17 protein-coding genes and 1 pseudogene are annotated in these 20,126 nt (G+C 65.8%); 5 read left to right on the top strand and 13 right to left on the bottom strand.

Annotation, left to right across the window (positions count from 1 at the left end; translation table 11 throughout):
* Window positions 1–11 precede the first annotated feature (11 nt).
* The 3 genes and pseudogenes from LGM71_RS23700 to LGM71_RS23710 all read left to right on the top strand — a co-directional run.
* Entirely contained in the window at window positions 12–1,532 is a 1,521-nt protein-coding gene (locus tag LGM71_RS23700; RefSeq protein ID WP_226116676.1) for a sensor domain-containing diguanylate cyclase, read from the top strand.
* 236 nt (window positions 1,533–1,768) lie between these two features.
* Window positions 1,769–3,727: a phosphatase PAP2 family protein gene (locus LGM71_RS23705; RefSeq protein ID WP_226116678.1), complete on the top strand. Its 1,959-nt coding sequence runs from the start codon at window positions 1,769–1,771 to the stop codon at window positions 3,725–3,727.
* A gap of 220 nt (window positions 3,728–3,947) precedes the next feature.
* Window positions 3,948–4,376, top strand: a pseudogene (locus LGM71_RS23710) (acetate--CoA ligase family protein); the annotation flags it as partial.
* A gap of 64 nt (window positions 4,377–4,440) precedes the next feature.
* On the opposite strand, the gene scpA reads toward LGM71_RS23710, so the two are convergent.
* From scpA to LGM71_RS23760, 10 genes are read right to left on the bottom strand one after another with little or no spacing between them, the layout of a single operon-like run.
* Window positions 4,441–6,582 (bottom strand): methylmalonyl-CoA mutase, encoded by a 2,142-nt coding sequence (scpA, locus tag LGM71_RS23715; protein WP_226116680.1) that lies wholly within the window; start codon window positions 6,580–6,582, stop codon window positions 4,441–4,443.
* Window positions 6,579–7,412: a Pnap_2097 family protein gene (locus LGM71_RS23720; RefSeq protein ID WP_226116683.1), complete on the bottom strand. Its 834-nt coding sequence runs from the start codon at window positions 7,410–7,412 to the stop codon at window positions 6,579–6,581. Before LGM71_RS23720 ends, scpA begins: the two co-directional genes overlap by 4 nt.
* Window positions 7,413–7,417: 5 nt before the next feature.
* Window positions 7,418–8,719: an MSMEG_0569 family flavin-dependent oxidoreductase gene (locus tag LGM71_RS23725; protein ID WP_226116686.1), complete on the bottom strand. Its 1,302-nt coding sequence runs from the start codon at window positions 8,717–8,719 to the stop codon at window positions 7,418–7,420.
* 56 nt (window positions 8,720–8,775) lie between these two features.
* Window positions 8,776–9,060: an MSMEG_0570 family nitrogen starvation response protein gene (locus LGM71_RS23730; RefSeq protein ID WP_059599611.1), complete on the bottom strand. Its 285-nt coding sequence runs from the start codon at window positions 9,058–9,060 to the stop codon at window positions 8,776–8,778.
* 9 nt (window positions 9,061–9,069) lie between these two features.
* On the bottom strand, window positions 9,070–10,254 hold the full coding sequence (locus LGM71_RS23735) for an MSMEG_0565 family glycosyltransferase (protein ID WP_226116698.1): 1,185 nt from the start codon (window positions 10,252–10,254) through the stop codon (window positions 9,070–9,072).
* The gene (locus LGM71_RS23740) at window positions 10,251–11,237 is read right to left on the bottom strand and encodes a sll0787 family AIR synthase-like protein (RefSeq protein ID WP_226116701.1); all 987 of its coding nucleotides are present in this window, start codon (window positions 11,235–11,237) and stop codon (window positions 10,251–10,253) included. The genes LGM71_RS23735 and LGM71_RS23740 overlap by 4 nt, the downstream gene beginning before the upstream one ends.
* Window positions 11,234–11,794: an MSMEG_0567/Sll0786 family nitrogen starvation N-acetyltransferase gene (locus tag LGM71_RS23745; protein WP_226117060.1), complete on the bottom strand. Its 561-nt coding sequence runs from the start codon at window positions 11,792–11,794 to the stop codon at window positions 11,234–11,236. Before LGM71_RS23745 ends, LGM71_RS23740 begins: the two co-directional genes overlap by 4 nt.
* Before the next feature lie 2 nt (window positions 11,795–11,796).
* Window positions 11,797–12,867 (bottom strand): MSMEG_0568 family radical SAM protein, encoded by a 1,071-nt coding sequence (locus LGM71_RS23750; RefSeq protein WP_059599701.1) that lies wholly within the window; start codon window positions 12,865–12,867, stop codon window positions 11,797–11,799.
* On the bottom strand, window positions 12,860–13,882 hold the full coding sequence (locus tag LGM71_RS23755) for a Nit6803 family nitrilase (protein ID WP_059599702.1): 1,023 nt from the start codon (window positions 13,880–13,882) through the stop codon (window positions 12,860–12,862). Before LGM71_RS23755 ends, LGM71_RS23750 begins: the two co-directional genes overlap by 8 nt.
* A gap of 19 nt (window positions 13,883–13,901) precedes the next feature.
* The gene (locus LGM71_RS23760) at window positions 13,902–14,384 is read right to left on the bottom strand and encodes an MSMEG_0572/Sll0783 family nitrogen starvation response protein (protein WP_059599615.1); all 483 of its coding nucleotides are present in this window, start codon (window positions 14,382–14,384) and stop codon (window positions 13,902–13,904) included.
* Between the two features lie 381 nt (window positions 14,385–14,765).
* Here LGM71_RS23760 and LGM71_RS23765 point away from each other — a divergent pair, with 381 nt between their 5' ends.
* Complete coding sequence (locus LGM71_RS23765) at window positions 14,766–16,157, top strand: PLP-dependent aminotransferase family protein (protein WP_059599616.1); 1,392 nt, start codon at window positions 14,766–14,768, stop codon at window positions 16,155–16,157.
* A gap of 498 nt (window positions 16,158–16,655) precedes the next feature.
* Here LGM71_RS23765 and LGM71_RS23770 read toward each other — a convergent pair whose 3' ends face one another.
* Window positions 16,656–17,516: a fucose-binding lectin II gene (locus LGM71_RS23770; RefSeq protein WP_226116703.1), complete on the bottom strand. Its 861-nt coding sequence runs from the start codon at window positions 17,514–17,516 to the stop codon at window positions 16,656–16,658.
* 108 nt (window positions 17,517–17,624) lie between these two features.
* A complete protein-coding gene (locus LGM71_RS23775) occupies window positions 17,625–18,014 on the bottom strand; it encodes a fucose-binding lectin II (RefSeq protein WP_226116706.1) in 390 nt (129 codons plus the stop codon).
* A 300-nt stretch (window positions 18,015–18,314) separates the two neighbouring features.
* On the opposite strand from LGM71_RS23775, the gene LGM71_RS23780 reads away from it, so the two are divergent.
* Window positions 18,315–18,698 carry an AMP-binding enzyme gene (locus LGM71_RS23780; protein WP_226116708.1) on the top strand — a complete coding sequence of 128 codons (384 nt, stop codon included), beginning with the start codon at window positions 18,315–18,317 and terminating at the stop codon, window positions 18,696–18,698.
* Window positions 18,699–18,792: 94 nt separating this feature from the next.
* Here the strand turns inward: LGM71_RS23780 and LGM71_RS23785 are convergent, their stop codons facing one another.
* On the bottom strand, window positions 18,793–20,124 hold the full coding sequence (locus LGM71_RS23785; RefSeq protein WP_226116709.1) for an MFS transporter: 1,332 nt from the start codon (window positions 20,122–20,124) through the stop codon (window positions 18,793–18,795).
* Window positions 20,125–20,126 lie beyond the last annotated feature (2 nt).

Raw genomic sequence — 20,126 nt, forward strand, 5'->3', positions numbered from 1 at the left:
GAACGCGAGCAATGCCTGCATTCACTTCGATCGAGAAAATTGCCGACTGGGCCGGCCGCCACCATCTGATCGTCGGTGTGCTGGGCACGCTGATGTCGCTCGCGGCGTTCGGCATCAGCGCAGCGACGCTGTGGGCCGCGCGAAGCGAAGTCGTCGAGCATGCGCACGAGACGTCGCGCAATGTCGCGGCCGTCCTGGTCAGCGAGATCGCGCGCACCGTCGAAACGTCCAACAATGCGCTCGTCGCGCTGGCCATCGATCTCGGCAATCCCGCCGTCGCACGCATGGACGCCGGGCTGCGTCACGACGTGCTGTTCGAGCGCACGGCGGCGCAATACGTGACCGGCATGGGCGTGACGGACCGCTACGGCCATTTGATCGACGGCTGTTGCAGCCCGACCCACAACTGGGACTTCAGCGATCGCGACTACTTCAAGGTCCATCGCGATGCGGACAACGTCGGCCTCTACGTGTCCGAGGCGTATCGCGCGCGTTCGCGCGGCGACACGGAATCGATCGCGCTGTCGCGGCGCATCGAGCGGGCGGATCACACGTTCGACGGGATCGCGGTCGTCGCCATCGACCTCGCCTACTTCGATCGCCTCCTGTCCCGCCTGAACGTCGGGCCGCACGGCGTCAGCGCAATCCTGCGCGCGGACGGCACGATCCTCGCGCGCAACCCGCCGTTGAGCGATCACCAGATGGTCCGCCTGCGCCGCTCGAAGTCGTTCGAACGGATGGTGAACCGCGAATCGGGTTTCTATGTGGCGCGCTCGAGCATCGACGGCACCGTGCGGCTTTATACGTTCCAGCGTGTGCCCGGAACGCCGCTGATTGCCGTGGTCGCGCCGGCCGAGCGCGACGTGCTGGCCGGCACCACGCACCTCGCGTGGACGGTCGGTGTGTCTGCGTCCGTCATCGGTGCACTGTTCTGCGCGGTGGTATGGCTGCTCGCGTTCGCGCTGCGGGACAACCTGCGCAAGCAGACGCTGCTCACCGACCTGACGCGCACCGATCCGCTCACGGGCCTGCACAACCGTCGCGCGCTCGATGCCGCGCTCGCCGACGAATGGGAGCGGCTGCAGCGCGGCAGCGACGGCAGCCTGTCGGTGCTGTTCATCGACGCCGACCACTTCAAGCAGTACAACGACCGGTACGGCCATGCGCAAGGCGACGTCGCGCTGCGCTTTCTCGCCGAGTGCATCCGTGCGCATACGCGGCGGCGCGGCGATCTCGCCGCGCGCTACGGCGGCGAGGAATTCGTCGCCGTGTTGCCCGATACGGACGAAGGCGGCGCCGCGCAGGTCGCCGAGGCGATTCGCCGCGCCGTGGAGCGCAACCGGCTCGACGGGTTCGACGCGACGATTCCGGCTTTCACGGTCAGCATCGGCTGCGCGACCGGGCACCGCGCGCACCCGAGGTCCGTGCACGCGTTGTCGCATCAGGCGGACCTCGCCCTCTATGCGGCGAAGCGCCAGGGCAGAAACCGCGTGTGCCACGCCGACGCGAAGTCGTTGGCTCAACCGGCTTGACCGTGCCGGTTCCGCTCTCCTTCAAGCACCCGCGCGAGCACCGCCTGCCCGTATCCGCACGCTGCAGAACATCGGCCGACGGCAGAATCGATCGGGCCGCAAACGTTCAGCATCACGAATTCACCACATAGTGAACATTCGGGCGCATCGTCCGCGACCCGAAACAAATCCTTAACGGCTGCGTCACGATCGCCCACGACAATCCGCCATCTTCAACACTCAGGATGGAGTCTCGCATGTTTGCGTCACGAAGCCGTTTCCCGCTGCACGTCGCAGCGCTGTCGAGTGCGATCGTTCTCGCCGCATGCGGCGGCGGCGACGATGTCGCGTCGACCACCGCGACCAGCGCGGCCATGCCGGCACCGCCGGCCGACCCCGGTTTCGTCGACAGCGCGCCCGTGCCGAGCGTGCCGGCCTTCGTCGACAACATCGCGACCAACCAGCGCGGCGACGCGCGCTATGCAACGCTGTCGACCAACGCCGCCGTGCGCGTGGTGAGCCGCTTCCTCGACCTGTGGCAGCCGGCGACGATGCTGGTCGATGCCGGCGTGAGCGCGCCCGCCAACGGCGCGTTTCCGGCGATCTCGCCGTCGACCTGCTCGGGCCTGCCCGGCAGCGGCACGCCTTGCGGCACGATCCTGAACGACACGGTGCTCAACGCCAATGTCCAGTACGTGATCAACGCAACCACCGCCCGCACGCAGCAACAGGCCGACGCCGCCTACTTCGACGACCGGCGCGGCAAGGGCTACAGCGTGACCGACGGCATGGGGCCGCTCACCGACGCATGGCGCACCGCGGCCCAGCAGACGACCAGCATCACCAGCGTGCCCGCCGACGCGACGACGGTGCTGTACAACGATTCCGGCAACAACGTCGGTGTCGGCAGCAGCACGAACACGAACTTCGGCAAGGTCGTCGACCTGCTCAACGAGATGGGCAACAACGCGTCGACCGAGCCGTCGAAGCGCTTCTACAAGTATGCGCGGCCGTACCGCTGGAGCACGAGCGTGGTCGTCGCGCCGACGCTCGTGCCGGCGGAAAGCACGACGCCCGCCACCGACGGCGGCTTCATCAGCGGCCACACGGCCGAAGCGGTGCGCGACGCGATGACGATGGCGTGGCTCGTGCCGGAGCGCTTCCAGGAGATGGTCAGCCGCGGCCTCGAACTCGGCGAAAACCGGATCCTCGCCGGCATGCACTCGCCGCTCGACGTGATCGGCGGCCGCATGCTCGCGCTCGCGATCAGCGCGGCGAACCTGACCGCGTACGCGAGCGACGCGCAGGCTGCGTATGCGCAAGCCCATCAGACGCTGCAGCAGCTCACGGGAACGACCGATACGACGTTCGCCGCCTTCGCGCACTCGGGCACGCCGACCACCGACCGGTTTGCCGATTACGCGACGAACAAGACGGCCTTCGCGCGCCGCATGACGTTCGGCTTCGGCACGATCGAATCGACCGGCGCGCCGCCCGTGGTGCCGAAGGGCGCGGAAATTCTGCTGCAGACGCGCTTCCCGTATCTGAGCGCGGATCAGCGGCGCGTCGTGCTGAAGACCACCGAAGTGCAGTCCGGCTATCCGGTGATGGACGACGCGGAAGGCTGGGGCCGCCTGAACCTGTTCGCCGCGGCCGACGGTTACGGCGCGTTCAGCGGCAACGTCGTCGTGTCGATGGATGCATCCCAGGGCGGGCTCAATGCGGCCGACCAGTGGCGCAACGACATCGGCGGCGCCGGCAAGCTGACGCTGCAAGGCACCGGCACGCTGACGCTCGCCGGCAACAACAGCTATACGGGCGGCACGCAGGTGAGCGGCGGCACGCTCTCCGCTGCATCGGCGAGCGCGTTCGGCACCGGTGACGTCTATGTCGGCTCGGGCGGCAGCGTACGGATCGCGGCCGCGTCGCCCGTGACGGTCGCGACACGCTACACGCAGCTCGACAACACGACGCTCGAACTCGATATCGACGGCAACGGCGGCGGACGGCTGCGTGTCGGCGGCCCGCTCACCGTCGCGGGCGGCACGCTGCACGTGAAGTTCGTGAACGGCTATGCGCCGAAGGCCGGCGACACGATCGCGCTGATCGACGGCGCGGCGGCTTCAGCGAAGTTCTCGACCGTGACGGTCGACGGGTTCAAGGCGACGCCGGTTTATACGGCGACGGGGGTGTCGATGAGGTTGTCGGCGTCATGATCCGGAGCGGTGCGCGCGGGACGCTCATCGCTTCGGACTTTCCGCCGCGCCGCGCCTGATGGGTGCCCGCATCCACGTGGATTGCACCCGCCCTCCGGAACAGCCCGGCCGCCATGCCGAACTGACTGACGGTCAGGCCGATATCGCGGTTCATCGTCAGCGCCGCGCAGCCGATGTTGGTGCGATCAATGTAGTTGAAGCAATTGCGGTCGACCTGGCCGACCTGCCGGCCGAGGCGCTCGACGAAGCGCAGGACAGGGCGCTGTTCGCGCGCTTCGGCATCCCGCCCGCGCGGGAACGCATCGTCCGCACCGCCGCGGATGCGGAGCAGGCTGCGCGCGACTTCGACGATCGCGTCGTGCTCGAGCGTCTGTCGAACCGCATCACGCACAAGAGCAATGTCGGCGGCGTGGCGGTCGGCCTGAGCGCGGGCGGGATCGGCGGGCGTCTCACGCGCATGCGCTGCGACGTCGAGATCGCGGCCGGCTTCGCGCCCGATGTCGAAGCGCTCGCCGCCGCGCTCGTGGCGTTCTCGCGGATGGCGCTTCAGCTCGGCGAGCGGCTCGTCGAAGCCGAGATCAATCCGCTGTTCGTGCTCGACGCCGGCCAAGGCGTGCGAGCGGCCGACGGCGTTGCCTTGCTCGCTTGACGCGGCTGCGGCCGATCGTTCGCGCGACGCAACCGCTGTCGCATGAACGGCCGGCCGTCCCGCGTCAGCTCGCGCCGTCCGCCGGGTGTGCGCATCGAGCCCGCTCGATACATGCGCAAAGCGCTTCGGCGATCGCGTCGAGCGATACGCCGGGCCCGAAAGTCGCTGCGACACCCTTCGCCTTCAGATGTCGCGCATCCGCGGCGGGAACGATGCCGCCCAACACCACCGGAATCTCGGCGCGATGCGATGCCAGTTCGTCGAGCAGCTCTTCGACGAGCTCGAGGTGGGCGCCCGACAACGACGAAATGCCGACGATATCGGCGCCGTGCGCCTGCGCTGCTGCCGCCACGGATGCGGGTTGCTGAAAAAGCGGCAGGCGAACGACGTCGAATCCAGCGTCCTCGAGCGCGGCTGCGACGACGGCCGCACCGCGGTCGTGTCCGTCCTGGCCGAGCTTGGAGATCACGATGCGCGGCCGGCGGCCGGCCCGTTTCGCCAGCCGGTCGACGCGGCCCTTCGCCGCCCGCCATGCGGCGTCGCCTTGCCGATGGTCGCCGTAGACACCCTCGCCGTCCGCTTCCACCGCCGCGGCATGCCGCGGCCATACCGATTCGAGCGCGCGCGTACACTCCCCGACGGTCGCACGTGCCCGCATGCAGTCGATCGCCAGTGCGAGCAGGTTTCCGGTGCCGTCGCGCGCCGCATCGGCCAGCCGCCGCAACGCCGTCGCAACCCGCACCGGATCGCGCGCGGCCTTGACGGCTGCGATTCGCCGTTCCTGCCCGGCCCGAACATGACGGCCGTCCACCTCGCGCACCATGAACGCGTCCGTCGGATCGCTCGCGACGAAACGGTTCACGCCGACCACGGTCCGGCGCCCGGAATCGACCTGCGCCTGCGTCGCGGCCGCGGCACGCAGCAAGCGCCGTTTGACCCAGCCGGACTCGATTGCGGCGATCACGCCGCCCTGCGCGTCGATGGCAGCCAGCTCGGCGCGCACACGTGTGGCGATGCCGTCCGTCAGTGACTCCATCATGTACGAACCGGCCCACGGATCGACCGTGTCGCACAGTCCCGTTTCATGCTGCAGAATCAGCTGCGTGTTGCGAGCGAGGCGCGCGGCCGCCGCCGAGGGCAGCGCAAGCGCTTCGTCGTACGCATTCGTGTGCAGCGACTGCGTGCCGCCGAACGCCGCGGCCATCGCCTGCGCGGTCACGCGAACGATGTTGTTTTCCGGCTCCTGTGCCGTCAACGACCAGCCCGATGTCTGGCAATGCATGCGCAGTGCGCACGCCCGGGGCGAACGCGCGCCGCACGCATGCGCGATCTCCGCCCACAGCAGACGCGCCGCGCGCAGCTTGGCGATTTCCGTATAGAAATCACTGCCCACGCCGAAAAAAAAGCTCAGACGGGAGCACGCTTCATCCGCAGGCATGCCACGTGCGGCCAGCGTGTCGACGTACGCACGCGCGTTCGACAGCGTCAACGCGAGTTCGAGCACGGCATCGGCGCCGGCTTCCTGGAAGTGATATCCCGACACCGACAGCGCATTGAAGCGCGGGGCGTGCTCCGCCAGCCACAACGCGACGTCTGCGACGATCCGCATCGACGGCGCCGGCTCGAAGATCCACGTATTGCGGACCATGTACTCCTTCAGGATGTCGTTCTGAACCGTCCCGCCGATCCGGGCGGGCGGCACACCCTGCTCCTCGGCGGCCACGACGAACGCCGCCATGATCGGCAGGACCGCGCCATTCATCGTCATCGACACGGTCGTGCGGTCGAGCGCGATGCCGTCGAACAGTCGCACCATGTCCTCGACCGTATCGATCGCGACGCCGGCCACACCGACATCGGCCCGCGCGTCGGCGCAATCCGAGTCGTAGCCTCGCTGCGTCGCCAGGTCGAATGCCACGGACAGCCCCTGCGCGCCCTGCTCGAGTGCCGTGCGAAACGCGAGATTGGAATCGGTCGCGTCCGCGTGCCCCGTGTATTGCCGGATCGTCCATGGGCGATCGGTATACATCGACGCGTACGGCCCGCGCACATAGGGCCATGCCCCGGGCATGCCGTCGAGATGCGCGACCGCTTCGAGATCGCGCTGCGTGTAGAGTGTGCGCAGCGGCACCGTCCGCGCGCCTCGGTCGTTCCGCGCGACGCTCTCCACGTCAGCGCCCGGCTCCATGGTTGCCGCTTCGTTCATGCCCGGCTCCAGTGCTTTTGCGTGATCACGTCGGCAATCTTCGTCCCGTCGCTGTCGCGCACGATTTCGCTCCAGTGCAGCAAGCCCCCCGCATCAGGTCGGGCACGCAAGAAACGCACGGTCAACGCATCGCCGATGTCGAGATTTCCGTGAAAGTACAGTTGACGCGCCGCCAGCACCGGTGCGTGCGCGAAGCGGTAATGCTGCCATTCCGCGCGGTCGACGAATGCCTGGAAGCTGGCGAAGTACAGCAGGTCCGCGCCGTTGAAATCCATGTTCGGGCACGGCAGGAACGAGACGCTTGCGCCGTCGTCCTCGGTGAGGCCGGCGAGCGCCGGTACGATCGACAAATCCCGCACCCGCAACTTCTTCGCCCGTTCCGCCATCGACAGCGCATCGGCCGGGACCGGTCCGGTGCGGCCGTCGACGCCGGTCATTCGCGCCTTCATCACCGAACGGTTGCTGCCGGCATGTTCGCGCGTCACGAACGTCGACATCATCCGCACGACTCCGGCTTCTTCGTCGCCGTGCCGGATCCGCTGTTCGCTGAAATGGCGAATCGGGCCGACCCGGTGAAGCGCGACATGAAGCGCGAACGTGTCGTTCTCGCAAATCGCTTGGCGGCGGTTCATGTCCACGCGCACCGCAACGAACGACGCGTAGGCACGCCGCCCCTCATCGTCGAAGAACTCGGGCACGTCGCGGCCGCTATGCGCGGCCAGCGCGTCCCAGTGGCGTTGCCCGCACTCCTTGAGCAGCCAGTTTTCCGCGAGCCCCGTGTGCGCGAGTTGCGGCATGCCGGCCCGATAGCGATGGATGGCGGTATGCATCGGCATCAGGCGGCCAGGCTTTCGGCCGAGCACCGCCCGGCCGTTATCTCTGCCTGGATCTGGTCGACGATATGGGCGGCATCGCGCGCAACCCCGGAGAATCGACCCGAACCCCACGTGTACAGCCAGGGCAGCCCGACGAAGTAGAGCCCCGAAACCGGCGTCACGCCGCGCCGGTGCGTGGGATAGCCGCGACCGTTGAAGACGGGCGCATCCAGCCAGCTGAAATCCGGGGTGAAGCCGATGCACCAGATGACCGATGCGATGCCGCTGGCCGCGAGATCGAGCGCCGTGCGCTCGCCGGCCGGACGCCACACGGGTTCGTAGCGCGTCGCCGGCGGCGCCGCGATCCGGTTCTTCTCGATATGGGCGTCGATGCCGGCGTTGATCCGGTTGTACGTATCGTCCGCGCTGTCGAGCCGCGCCGACAGATCCGCGGAAAATCGCAACTGTCCCTCCGTGAAATCCTCCAGCCGACCATACAGTTCCATCCCTTCGACGGCAAAGCGGCGCAGATCGATGTCGCGCCCGCCGTCGCGGCCGGTCACATAGTGATTGGTGTTGTCGCGCACACCTTCGCGCAGCGGATGCGCATCGACCGGCATGTCGTAGTACTGCATGTCTGCCAGCCAGTCGACGACGTCCCTGCCCCGGTAGAAACGGGCACAGCGAGGGGCATCGCCCACCGCGAGGAACACCTTTCGTCCGGCGAGGTGGAGGTCTTCCGCGATCTGCGCACCCGATTGTCCCGATCCGACCACGAGAACCGGTCCGTCCGGCAAGGCGGCCGGATTCCGGTATTCCGAAGACTGGATCTGCACGATCGATGCAGGGAGCCGCTCGGCCATGCGCGGCACGATCGGCCGATGGTAGCCACCCGATGCAACGACGACCCGATCCGCCGTGTACGTGCCGCGCGACGTCGCGATGCGATAGCGTCCGTCCGCGTCGCGCGCCACGCGCTCGACCGCGGTGTGTTCCAGCACCGGTGCATCGACGCTGCGGATGAAGCCGTCGAGATATTCGACGATCTCGTCCTTCGTCATGAAGCCGTGCGGATCGGCACCGCGATACGGATAGCCCGGCAGCGCACATTGCCAGTTCGGCGTCACGAGACAGAACGCGTCCCAGCGCTGCTTGCGCCACGTGTGCGTCACGGTTTCCTTTTCGAATACGAGATGATCGATGCCTGCCTGCTGCAGGTAGTAGCTCATCGACAATCCCGCCTGCCCGCCACCGATGACGGCTACGCCGAGATGGGAATCGATATCCGGCAGGCTGGATGAAACAACGCTTTCGCTTGACATGATGCAGTCCTGAATGTGTGTTGAAGACGACAATGGATTTCCGTGTGCCGGACGCCTCAAACGAGCTCGATGACGGTCACGGTCGCATCGCCCTGCGGCGCAAATCGTTCCGCGTGCGCTTCAATCCGTGCCAGCTCGTCCATCGCGGCCGAGCAAGCGAACCCGTATTTTTCGCGTACGCGATCGGACGCGATACCCAGCGCGCGGCGGGCCCGCTCGACGAAATCGTCAAGCGCGTACTGCGTGTCGGGCGCAAAGAATTCCGACACGACGGTCGAAGGCGAATAGCAATTGGTTTCCGACTGGTCGGGCCAACGAACCCGAAAATGCATGACCGGCATGATTCCTCCTCACTCGGCGGACGATGCTTGCGCACGCTGCGCCAGCCTGTCCTGGTAGATGTCCAGATGCCTGCGCGCACTCGCTTCCCATGTGAAGCGGTTCAGCAGCGCGGGGACGGCATGTGCGAAATCGGGAGCACGCCGTCCCGTGAGCGCATCGCACAGCGCGTCGGCGATCGAATCCACGTCGTCGGGATCGGCCCAGATGCACGCGCGCTCGTCCAGATACTCGGTAAAGGGGGCGATTTCCGACACGACGACGGGCTTTCCGCAGGCGAGCCCCTCGAGGACGACCAGACCGAACCCCTCCCGGATCGACACCATCGACACCACGTCGGCGCAGTGCATCAGCGCGATCAGCGCCGCGTCGTCCAGCGGCCCCGTCGGTACGACGGGTTCGTCGACACCGATGCCCAGCCCGAGCGCTGCGGCACGCGCGACGAAACGGCGCGCATATGCATCGTGATCGAGCAGACTCGCGCCGCCCCCGATCACGAGCCGTGCCTCGGGTATCGTGTCGCGCAGCCGTGCGAACGCCTCGAGCAACGCAATCGAGTTTTTCCGCTGCTCGATCCCGCCGATCGCCAGGACAACCGGCGCGCCGTGCAGGCCGAATCGCTTCCGCACCGCCTGCATGTCCGCCTGGTGCGCACGAGCGAACCGGGCGACGTTCACGCCGTTGGGCACCGCGTTTGCGTCGACCCCGAACGTGTTCCGCATCGTGGCCGCCCAGGCGGCGCTCACGCACAGCACCTGATCCGCCTCTCGCCACGCGCGCTCCTGCCAGCGTTCGAGCTGCGGGTCGTCGAATACGTCGAGGTGATGTACGGTCCGTACGAATCCATCGATTGCCCCTGACTGCTTCAGCTCGGCCAGTGCATTGCCCGTGATGCTGTCCTGTGCATGCAGAACGTCGAACCCGCTTGCGTCGTTCTCCAGCAAGGTGTGCTTGATCGCGGAAATTCGCGCGCGCACCATTTCAGCGACGCTGCGCGGATGGCCATCGACGCGTGCCAGCACGACGCGGCACGGGACCTCGCGGAACATCGCCTCGCCCGGCGCGGCCGGCGCGAACACGGTGACGTTGCTTCCCGTTTCGTGCAGCGCACGGGCGAGTTCAAGTGCGTGCACGACACCGCCGCGCGGATTGACCGAGTGGGTAAGCAGCGCTATGCGCAACGTATCGCCGCTCATCGCACACCTCCGCCGACGCCGGTCATGAACGGTTCGATCCGGAAATCCCACAGCATCGCGGTTTCGCCCGCTTCTTCGACGACGACCTCACGCGTTGCATCGATATCGCCGATCACGGCGCACGCGAGCCCGCGCGCCGCGAAGCGTTCCGCGATCGCGTCGGCATGCGCCGGCCGGGCCGACATCAGGAATCCGTAGCTCGGAAAGGCCGTCAGCCAGCGATCGAAGTCGACGCCGGGCGGACGCGGAATCGCGTCGAGCTCGATGCGCGCACCGACGCGCGAGCATTCGACGAGCATCAGCGCCGTACCGAGCACGCCCGCCATCGAGATATCCTTCGCGGCATCGCACAGCCCGTCTTCAGCCAACGTCGGCAGAATCTCGAGATCGCCACGCAGCCGGGCCGGCGGCGCGGCGACCGACGCATTCCAGAACGGATACGGCTCCTCGAATGCGCCGCGCAGGTCGACCGCCATCATCAGGCGATCGCCCGGCCGCGCACTGAAGCTCGACAGCAGCGCGCGCGCCCGGCCGACGATCGATACGGCCAGTTGCCCCTGCGCGCTGCGCGTGTTGCTGTGGCCGCCGACGATCGGCACGCCATACGCCGACGACGCCGCGGCCATCCCGGCGAGCACCGGGCGCGCGGCGTCGATTCCGTCGCTCCACAATGCGTCGACGACGGCGATCGGCCGCCCACCCATCGCGTAGATGTCGCTGACGTTCGCCATCACACCGCTGTAACCGGCGAACCACGGCATCGACTCGATGAAATCGCCGACCATGCCCTCGATCGCAAATAGCAGGTAGCCGTCCGCGTCGGGAATCGCCGCGCAGTCGTCGCCGAGTGCAACGGCCTGTGCGAGATCCCGTTCGCCGTTCGGCAATGCCGCCGCGAGCGACGCCACCACGCCGGAAATGTCGTGCTTGTGCTGGAAGCCGCGGCTTGCGCGCAACGTTGCGATGCGATCTTCGACACTCATTGCCGCCCCTCCGCGCGCAGGACGAAACCCTCGAACGGCGTGCCGCACGGCGGATAGTGTGCAAGCTGCGCCTGCATCAGTTGATGAGGACGTCCGAACAACGTTTCTTCGCCGAGCGCGTCCCAGTGAAGCCGACGAAACAGCGGCACGTTCTGCGCTTGCACGTGTGCGACGAAGGTCCGGCAACCTTCGGCATGCGCGCTGCTGACGGCCAGCGCGATCAGCATCGAGCCGATCCGGCCCTGCCTGCGAAACGCGGGATGCACCGCGAGCCGCGAACCCATCCAGGTTCCGGGCACGGTTTCATGAATCCGCACCGTGCCGACCACCTGCTCCGGCAGCCCGGCGCAGCAGCTGACCGCGACCAGCAATTGCGCGTGGCGATCGATATCGTCGCGATCGTCGCCGGCGAAGATCCCCTGCTCGATGCAGAACACCGCCCGGCGCAGCTTGTACGCTTCATCGATTTCCCACGGAAGCTCCGCCCATTTGATCCGGTATTCGGCAGGCCGGTAGGTGTCGCGGCTATCGGCCAGTCCCATCTCTGCGCAGTACATGCTCACCCCTCGTAGGTCGAAAGCGACGAGCAGGCGCCGCACTTTCCGCAGCCTGCCTTGATGTCGGCGGAGCGCATGCCGGCGTCGCGCAGCATGGCGCCGAGCGGTTCGAGCACCGCCCGCATGAAGTCCGGCGACGGCGCGGGATGACTCTCCAGCGGCGTGCCGCTGATCGGGACGAACGGCACCACGAACGGATACACGCCCAACGCGATCAGTTCGCGCGACATGTCGAGAATCGCGGTCGCGCTGTCGCCGAGCCCGGCGAGGATGTAAGTGCTGACCTGTCCGCGGCCGAACACCGCGACGGCCGCGCGGAATGCCGCCATATACCGGGACAGCGGCACGCTTGCCTTGCCTGGCATGATTCGTTCGCGCACGGCCGGCGTCACGGCCTCCAGATGCATGCCCAGCGTATCGATCCCGCTAGCCTTCATCCGGTCGAACCAGGCGTCGTCGTCGGGCGGCTCGCATTGGGCCTGGATCGGAAGATCGACCGCGGCCCTGATCGCGAACGCGCTTTCGCACAGCACGCGCGCACCGCGATCCGGCGTCGGCGGTGTGCCGGTCGTCAGCACCATGTGCTTGACGCCGTCGAGCAGGACCGCAGCGCGCGCAACCTCGGCGAGTTGTTCGGGCGTCTTGCGTGCGATCGTCCGGCCGGCCGCAAGCGACTGGCCGATCGAGCAGAACTGGCAGGTCTTGCGCCGGCTTTCGTAGCGAATGCAGGTCTGCAACACCGTGGTCGCAAGCACATCGGCACCATGCAGCGTCGCGATGTGCGAGTACGGCACGCCCTCCAGCGTCTGCAACGCGTAGAAGCGCGGGCTCGACGGAAAGCTGATGCTCGCGATCGGGATAGTGCCGCGCGAGAGCAGGCTGACACCCGCCGCATCGGGCGCCGCCGCGACGAACGGCGAATCCCACGCGGTGCTCGTGTGCACGGGCACCATGATGGTCACGCCGTCGACCGTCACGGCCTTGTGATCGGATGGTCCGGCGCCGCCGCGCCGGCTCGCGGCGCCAACCCTCGGATCCGCGAGGCGCAGCCCCACCGACTGCAATTCAGTCATCAATTGCCGGCTCTGCACCGACGGTTTCGCGTTCGCGCTCATGGCAATGTCCCTCGAAGTCGCGTGCGGCCGACCCGCTGATCCCCATCGGGGTCACCGTCGTCGCCGGCCGATCGTTGATGGCAAGACTCAGCAGCTCCGGCCGCGCATAGTGGCCAACCGAATCCATCATTCGCTTGCGCTTGGTGATCAGCGACATGTCCAGGTCGGCGATCACCATCCCTTCGCCGGCCCGCAAGGGTTCGGCCAGATGCTGCCCCTCTGGTGACACGATCGCGGTATTGCATCCGCCGCGCAGGGCTTTCTGCAGATTAGGATCGCCCGTGATCGACTCGATCTGCGCGTCCGTCAGCCAACCGGTCGCATTGACGACAAAGCACCCCGACTCCAGCGCGTGGTGGCGGATCGTGACCTCGATCTGTTCCGCGAAGATCGGGCCGACCAGCGAACCGGGGAACTGGCTGCAATGAATTTCCTCGTGCTGCGTCATCAACGCATAACGGGCGAGCGGGTTGTAGTGCTCCCAGCACGCGAGCGCACCGACCCGTCCGACACCGGTCTGCGCAACCTTGAGTCCGGCAGCGTCCCCCTGTCCCCAGATCATCCGCTCGTGGAACGTCGGCGTGATCTTGCGGCGCTTCACCGCGAGGCGCCCGTCGACGTCGAAGATCAGCTGCGTGTTGTACAGGCTGCCGTGGTCGCGCTCGTTCACGCCGAGCACGACCACCATCCCGTGCAGGCGCGCACGCTCGGCAACCGCATGCGTCACGGGGCCCGGCACCGCCACGGCCTGCTCGTAGAGCCGCATGTGATCGGCGCCGGACGCGACCGGCGTCCGCACGAACGAGAAGTACGGGTAGTACGGCACGAATGTTTCGGGAAAGACGATCAGCTGGACACCCTTGCCGGCGGCCTCGTCGATCGCCGCGCAGACCTTGTCGAGCGTGCCGCCGGCGCGGTCCAGATCGGGTGCGATCTGGACGGCTGCCGCCCGGACGATGCGTTTGTCGGACATGATGGCACCCGTCATTCGGTCAAACGGTCCAGGTGTGGATGATCAGCGCGTTCTCCTTGCGGTGAAGCAGCTGGATATCCAGCACGTCGAGCGGATTGATCGGTCGAATGCCCTCGATCAGCGACGCTTCGCCATGCCCGTAAAGCGCCTGCAGCGCAAAGCGGCACGCATAGACTTTCCCGCCTTCTTCCATGAACTTGACGAGTTGCTTGTTGAAGTTCAGGTGACCGGGAAATGCCTCGTCGCCCAGGGTCGGAAACCCGCGTTGCAGGCCGAGCGTCACGCCGGGGCCGTAGAGCAGCACCGACGTCTCGAACCCCTTGCGCTGCAGGCGCGTCGCCTGCAGGAGGTTCACGAAGCCGATCGATCCCTCGAACGCAACCGTGTGGAACGTCACGAGCGCCTTCTCGCCCGGTTCCGCCTTCACGTCTTCGAATACTTTTTCCTCGTAGTCGACGAGGAAATCTCCCTTCTTGTGCAGAGGCTGATTGACTGCGGGCATGGCACGCTCCGTCTGAAAATGAGTTGAGTGAGGTTCCCGGACGCTTTCGAATCCGGGCGAGCTCATTAACGCAACGCATATGCCAACCAGGCGCAGACCCGATGCAATCACTCTCCAATCATTCAATCGAAAAATGCCGCTGCAGTCGGTCCGATCCTTGCGTGCCCCAATTCGGATCCAACTGGAACAGGCCTGTCCGGGCCGAACGGCGCACCTGACTGATGCAGCGCGCGTGAACCGGTGCGCGTCTAGCGTGCATCGATGCATCAATCCGATACACGATGCGATCAATGCAATCAGTCGGCTTCGACGTGGCGATATATATATTTTCGATTAATGCGCCATGCTAACGTTTTGATGAATCGTCAAATGGAAACGGGTATGGATTACGCAATCCATCATTGGTCGAAGCGCTTGTTGGAAAGCAGGAAACCGGCCTATCTGCTGATCCCCGACCTCATCGAGGAAGACCTCGCGGCCGGCCGGCTGAAACCGCGCGACCGCCTGCCCGGGCTGCGCGATCTCGCCGGCGCGCTGAACCTGAACTACACGACGGTCGCCCGTGCTTATGCGGAAGCCCGCCGACGCGGCTTGCTCGATACACGGGCAGGAAGCGGTACGTTTGTGCGCGGCCCAACGCAAACGGTCCCGCTGTCGGGCGGCAGCAGCGTCGAGATGTCGATGAACATGCCCCCTGAACCGGCCGAGATGGTCGGCCGGCTGCAACAATCGGCAGCGGCATTATTCGCCGCAGCGGATCCTTACCAACTGATGCGATACCAGGATTTCGGCGGCACACCGGCGGATCGCGCCGCCGGCCGCGCATGGCTGGCCAATCGCCTGCCCGGCTGCAGCGGCGATACCGTGCTCGTGTGCCCGGGGATCCACAGCGCCCTCGTCGCGCTCGTCTCCCGGCTTGCGCGCCGCGGTGACTCGATCTGCCTCGATTCACTCGCTTACCCCGGCATCAAGGCCATCGCATCGCAACTGGGCGTGCAGTTGCAGCCGCTGCCTCGGGACGACGACGGTCCGTTGCCGCACGCATTCGAATCGCTCTGCAGAAGCGGACAGCCCGCGGCGCTGTACTGCAACCCTACCCTGCAGAATCCGAGCACGCTCACGATACCGTTCAGGCGCCGCGAAGCGCTGGCCGATATCGCGATGCGCTACAGCGTGCCCATCATCGAGGACGACGCCTATGCGATGCTGCCACAGAGCGCACCGCCCCCCCTGGCGTTGTTGGCACCCGAACTGACCTATTACGTCACCGGCATGTCGAAGAACCTCGGCGCCGGGCTGCGAATCGCTTACCTGCTGGCGCCGACGGCGCGCGAAGCACAGCGTATCGCCGGTGCATTGCGCGCCACGACCGTGATGCCGAGCCCGTTCACGATGCTGCTGTCTACCCAGTGGATCAATGACGGCACGGCAAGCGAGATGCTGGCCGCAATCCGATCCGAGGCGCATTCGCGGCAGGCGATCGCTAGCCGCGTTCTCGGCGCATGGCCTTTCGAAGCGCATCCCGACGGTTTCCATCTCTGGTTGCCGATTCCCCGCGAGTGCCAGTGGACTGCGCCGGACCTGGCGCAATATCTGCGGAGTCGGAGCGTCGCCGCCGTGGCTAGCGCGGCATTTTCGACGGACGGCGACCCGCCGGCGGCGATTCGCATCTGCCTTGGCGGGCCGCAGGATCGGGAGCGGTGTCGGGACGGCTTGCAACTCGTCGCCGACGCACTGGCCGACGCACATCATCTTTACAGTGCGGCGATGTAGCAGCGCCGGGGTCGCGGATGGATCGCACGAACCGGACGCCGTGCCGCAGGTCAACGTGTCGCCCGAATGCGCCGCATGTCCCCGCTAGCTGGGAAGCTTCAATAGGTTGTATCGATGGTTCATCCGAACTGAGTCTGGGTTCCTGGAAGTCGTCAAACACTCAACCTTCCAGGAACCCAGCCGGATGGACACGCATAAGAATGCCCGACTCACTTTCGCGCATCGACATGAGATGGTTCAGGAGATCACCGAATCCGGTTCGAGTGTGCCGCCCCGAGTTTTGTGGAGGCTACAGCTCTTGAGGGAAATGGTATGGACGCCCCCTCCCGCGGCGTACGGTGGCGTCCAATTGGGGGCAATGGGCGTGGTGATTGGGAACGCAAGCCGCCGAAACCCGTACGGAACGCTCGATGCGTGAACGGCGCCTGCGTGACTCGGCCGTTCCCGCGGATCGCCACGCCGGACGGCGTGGCGATGTTCGCCTAATGCGGCCAACGCTTAGCCCAGCGGCCAGTTCAGGAACACGATGCCGTCGTTATAGTCGTCGTCGGTGCCGTCTTCCGAGCCGACGATCCCGAAGTACGACTTCTTGAACAGATCGACTTGCCGCGAGCCGAGCCGCGACGGCTTGCCGTTCACCGTCACGATCACGCGCACGCGCCCCTTGCCGGAGTCGAGTACCTTGGTGCCGAGGTTCTGATCCTCCACGCCCGCGCCCTTGAACGTGGCGGCGGGTTTCGGGTTGTCGTCGATATAGATGTCGATCGTCTGGTCGTTCGCCGCATTGGTGAGCGCGGTAACGCCGAACCGGGTGTTCGGCGGCAGATTGAAGACACCGTCGCGCTCGCCGCCGACGCCGATGTTGCCCGGGGCCGGGCCCGAACCCGTGCCCGTGCCGGTGCCGGTGCCGCCGCCTTCGCCGCCCGGATTGCCCGGCGTGCCGCTACCCGCCGACGACGACTGCCCAGCCGTGCAGCCGATCGCAGAAATACTCGCATACGAATCGATGTGCATCGCACTGCCGCGCACGCTTTTCCACTGGCCCTTCACGAGCGTGACGCCACTGCCGACGTCGATCGTCGCGACCAGCGTGAACGGCATGCGGCCCGTAATTTCCGGCACTTTCGACGAGTAGCTGAAGCAGCCGTCCGCGACGACGCCCTTGTCGGTCGCGATCGCGAAATAGATGCCGGGAAAGTTGTTGCCGGTCGCGTACGGCGTCGGCACGTTGAGGGTGACCAGAAGCTTGCCGTCGCGAATGTCGGCATTCGCGATGTCGATATGCAGGCCGGGGATGTCGACGTAGGTTTCGGACGTCACCACGGGTGCGCTGGTGATCGACGCTGAAAGAAGAGGCATGGAAGTCTCCGATGATCGGTGATTATTTGTTGAGGTGGATGCGCGGCACGCCGTCGAACGACGCACCGGCTCGCTGGCCGGCGGGCTGGCCGCCGATCGCGCGTCAGATCAGCCGATCGGCCACTGAAGCACGACGATGCCGTCGTTGTAGTCGCAGTCGTGGCCGTCTTCCGATACGACGATCCCGAAGTTGACCGTGAACGGCAAACCGTCCGCTTTCTTCCCGTTGATCGGCGCGAGCCGCGCGTCGGTGGCCGACGGCTTGCCGTTCACCGTCACCTCGAAGCGGAGCTTGCCGTTGCCGGAATTCAGTTTGGCTTCGCGCGGGCCGTCGCGCGTCGTCAGCTTGTGATACGCGGCCGGTTCATTGCTGTCGCCGATAAACAGCTTGATGTGCCGTTGCTCAACCGCATTCGCAAAGAAAATCGCGCGGAAATCGGTGTTGGGCGGAATCGAAAAATCGCCGGCGCGGTTGGAAGACGTTTGAGGGTCGGCCATGAGTTCCTCCTGAGCATTGTCGAACAAGGTATTGCATCGTGCCGCGCAAACGTTTGCCGTTCGAAATGCGGTTCGAAAATCATGCCGAAAAATAAATAGAAAAATATTCGATTGAGAATGATTATTGTTCTATAAATTGAAAATGAAGTGACGTCGATTTAATGAATCGATATCAATGCGACCAATTGGATATATTCTCGAAACGAGATTGTTGGTTGTGTCGATTTGTTGAGTGATACATGTTCGCACGGCGGCGCGGGGGGGCGGATAGGCAGGGCAATCCGGCTTCAGAGCTGGCGCGTGGTGCGCGCAGATGGCAGCGTGTTGTTTCAATATCGGCATCTCTGTCGTGGCCGCGCCACCGACCACCACCGAACACCTATCCAGCAGCACCCCGCTGTCGTCGACGTGGCCGCCTACGCGGTGAAACCCGATCTCTCCGAGGACGAAATGGCCGTGAGTGTCATTCTGAGAGACGGCCATGCGTTACCCGATGCTGAGCTGATTGCCTTCTGTGCCACAAAGATGGCGTATTACATGGTGCCGCGTTACGTGAAATTCGCGTCCGAGCTACCGCTCAATGCAAGCCAGAAGATCGAGAAGTTCAAACTGCGTCTGCAGGCGGCCGAATTCCCCAAAACCTTGTGGGATCGCGAGAAAGCCAGCGTTTCGATGGAACGCTGAGGTTCCGGCGAAGACGCGAATGCCGATTCTTCGCGCCTTCAGTCGTTCGCTTCTGAATCGAGGCCTGCGCACGCAGGCCTCATCCGAATATGCGTCAGTTGCCGTTCGTCTCTCCGGACGATTCATGTCGCGTATAGACCGCAAGACCCCACGTCAAAAGCGCGGCGAGCGCGAGCGACACCGACATCGCCAGCATTCCCGGTGCATACGAATGCGTCGTGTCCTTGAGCACGCCGACCATCCACGGGCCGACGTAGCCACCGAGGCTGCCCATCGAGTTGATGAACGCCATGCCGCCCGCCGCCGCGATCCCGGTCAGATACCGCGACGGCAGGCTGTAGAACGCCGGCCGCGCCGCGCTCAACCCGATCACCGCGAACACCATGCCGACGAGCGCAGGCAGCAGCGACGAAAAAACGACGGCGAAGATCAACCCCGCGGCGGAGACGACGCACGCCAGCGCGAGATGCAGCAGGTGCCTACCGTGACGCTCCATCAGCCTGGCCCACACGATCATGACGACCGCCGCGACGAGATACGGCACTCCCGACAGCAGGCCCACCGAGAACGTCGACAATCCGTGCCCCTTGAGCATCAGTGGCAACCAGATCGCAATGCCGTTGATGCCGATCCAATAGCAGAAGAGAATGCCGACCATGAACCAGACCCTCGCGTCGCGGAGCACGGCGCCGAAGTTCCTTTTCGGCAGTTCGGCCGATTCCCGGGCCAGGACTTCGGAGAGCGCCGCGGATTCCTCCCGCGTCAGCCAGTCGGCCTGTTCCGGTCGGTCGCGCAGGAGCCACAGGGTCAGCAGGCCGAGCAGGCACGCAGGCAACCCTTCGACGATGAAAAGCCATTGCCAGCCCTTGAGCCCCCCTGCCCCGTCCAGTTGCATGACGAACGCCGCCAGCACGCCGCCCACCACCGACGACAATGGAATCGCGACCAGAAACCACGCCAGCACGCGCACACGCCACGCTTTCGGAAACCAGCACGACAGATAGAACAGCACGCCGGGAAAGAAGCCCGCTTCGGCCGCACCGGTCAGCACGCGAAGTACGTAGAAACTGGTCGGCCCCTGGATGAACGCACAGGCGGCCGACAGCAGCCCCCAGCTGATCATGATGCGGGCCAGCCAGCGCCGCGCGCCGAACCGATAGAGTGCGAGATTGCTCGGCACCTCGAGCACGCAGTAGCCGACGAAAAAGAGACCGGCGGCCATGCCGAACTGGCTACCGGTCAGGCCGAGATCGCGGTTCATCGTCAGCGCAGCAAAGCCGATGTTGGTGCGATCGATGTAATTGAAGAAATAGCCGATCGCCAGCAGCGGGACGAGACGGATCAGGTTCTTGCGCAACGCGCGCTGAAGCGCGGCGTCTTTCGTCACATCCGGCCGGTCGTGCGCAATGGAGAGCGTCGATGCCATGG

Origin of the sequence: Burkholderia sp. AU33545, assembly GCF_020419685.1 — a bacterium.
Taxonomy (GTDB): domain Bacteria; phylum Pseudomonadota; class Gammaproteobacteria; order Burkholderiales; family Burkholderiaceae; genus Burkholderia; species Burkholderia diffusa.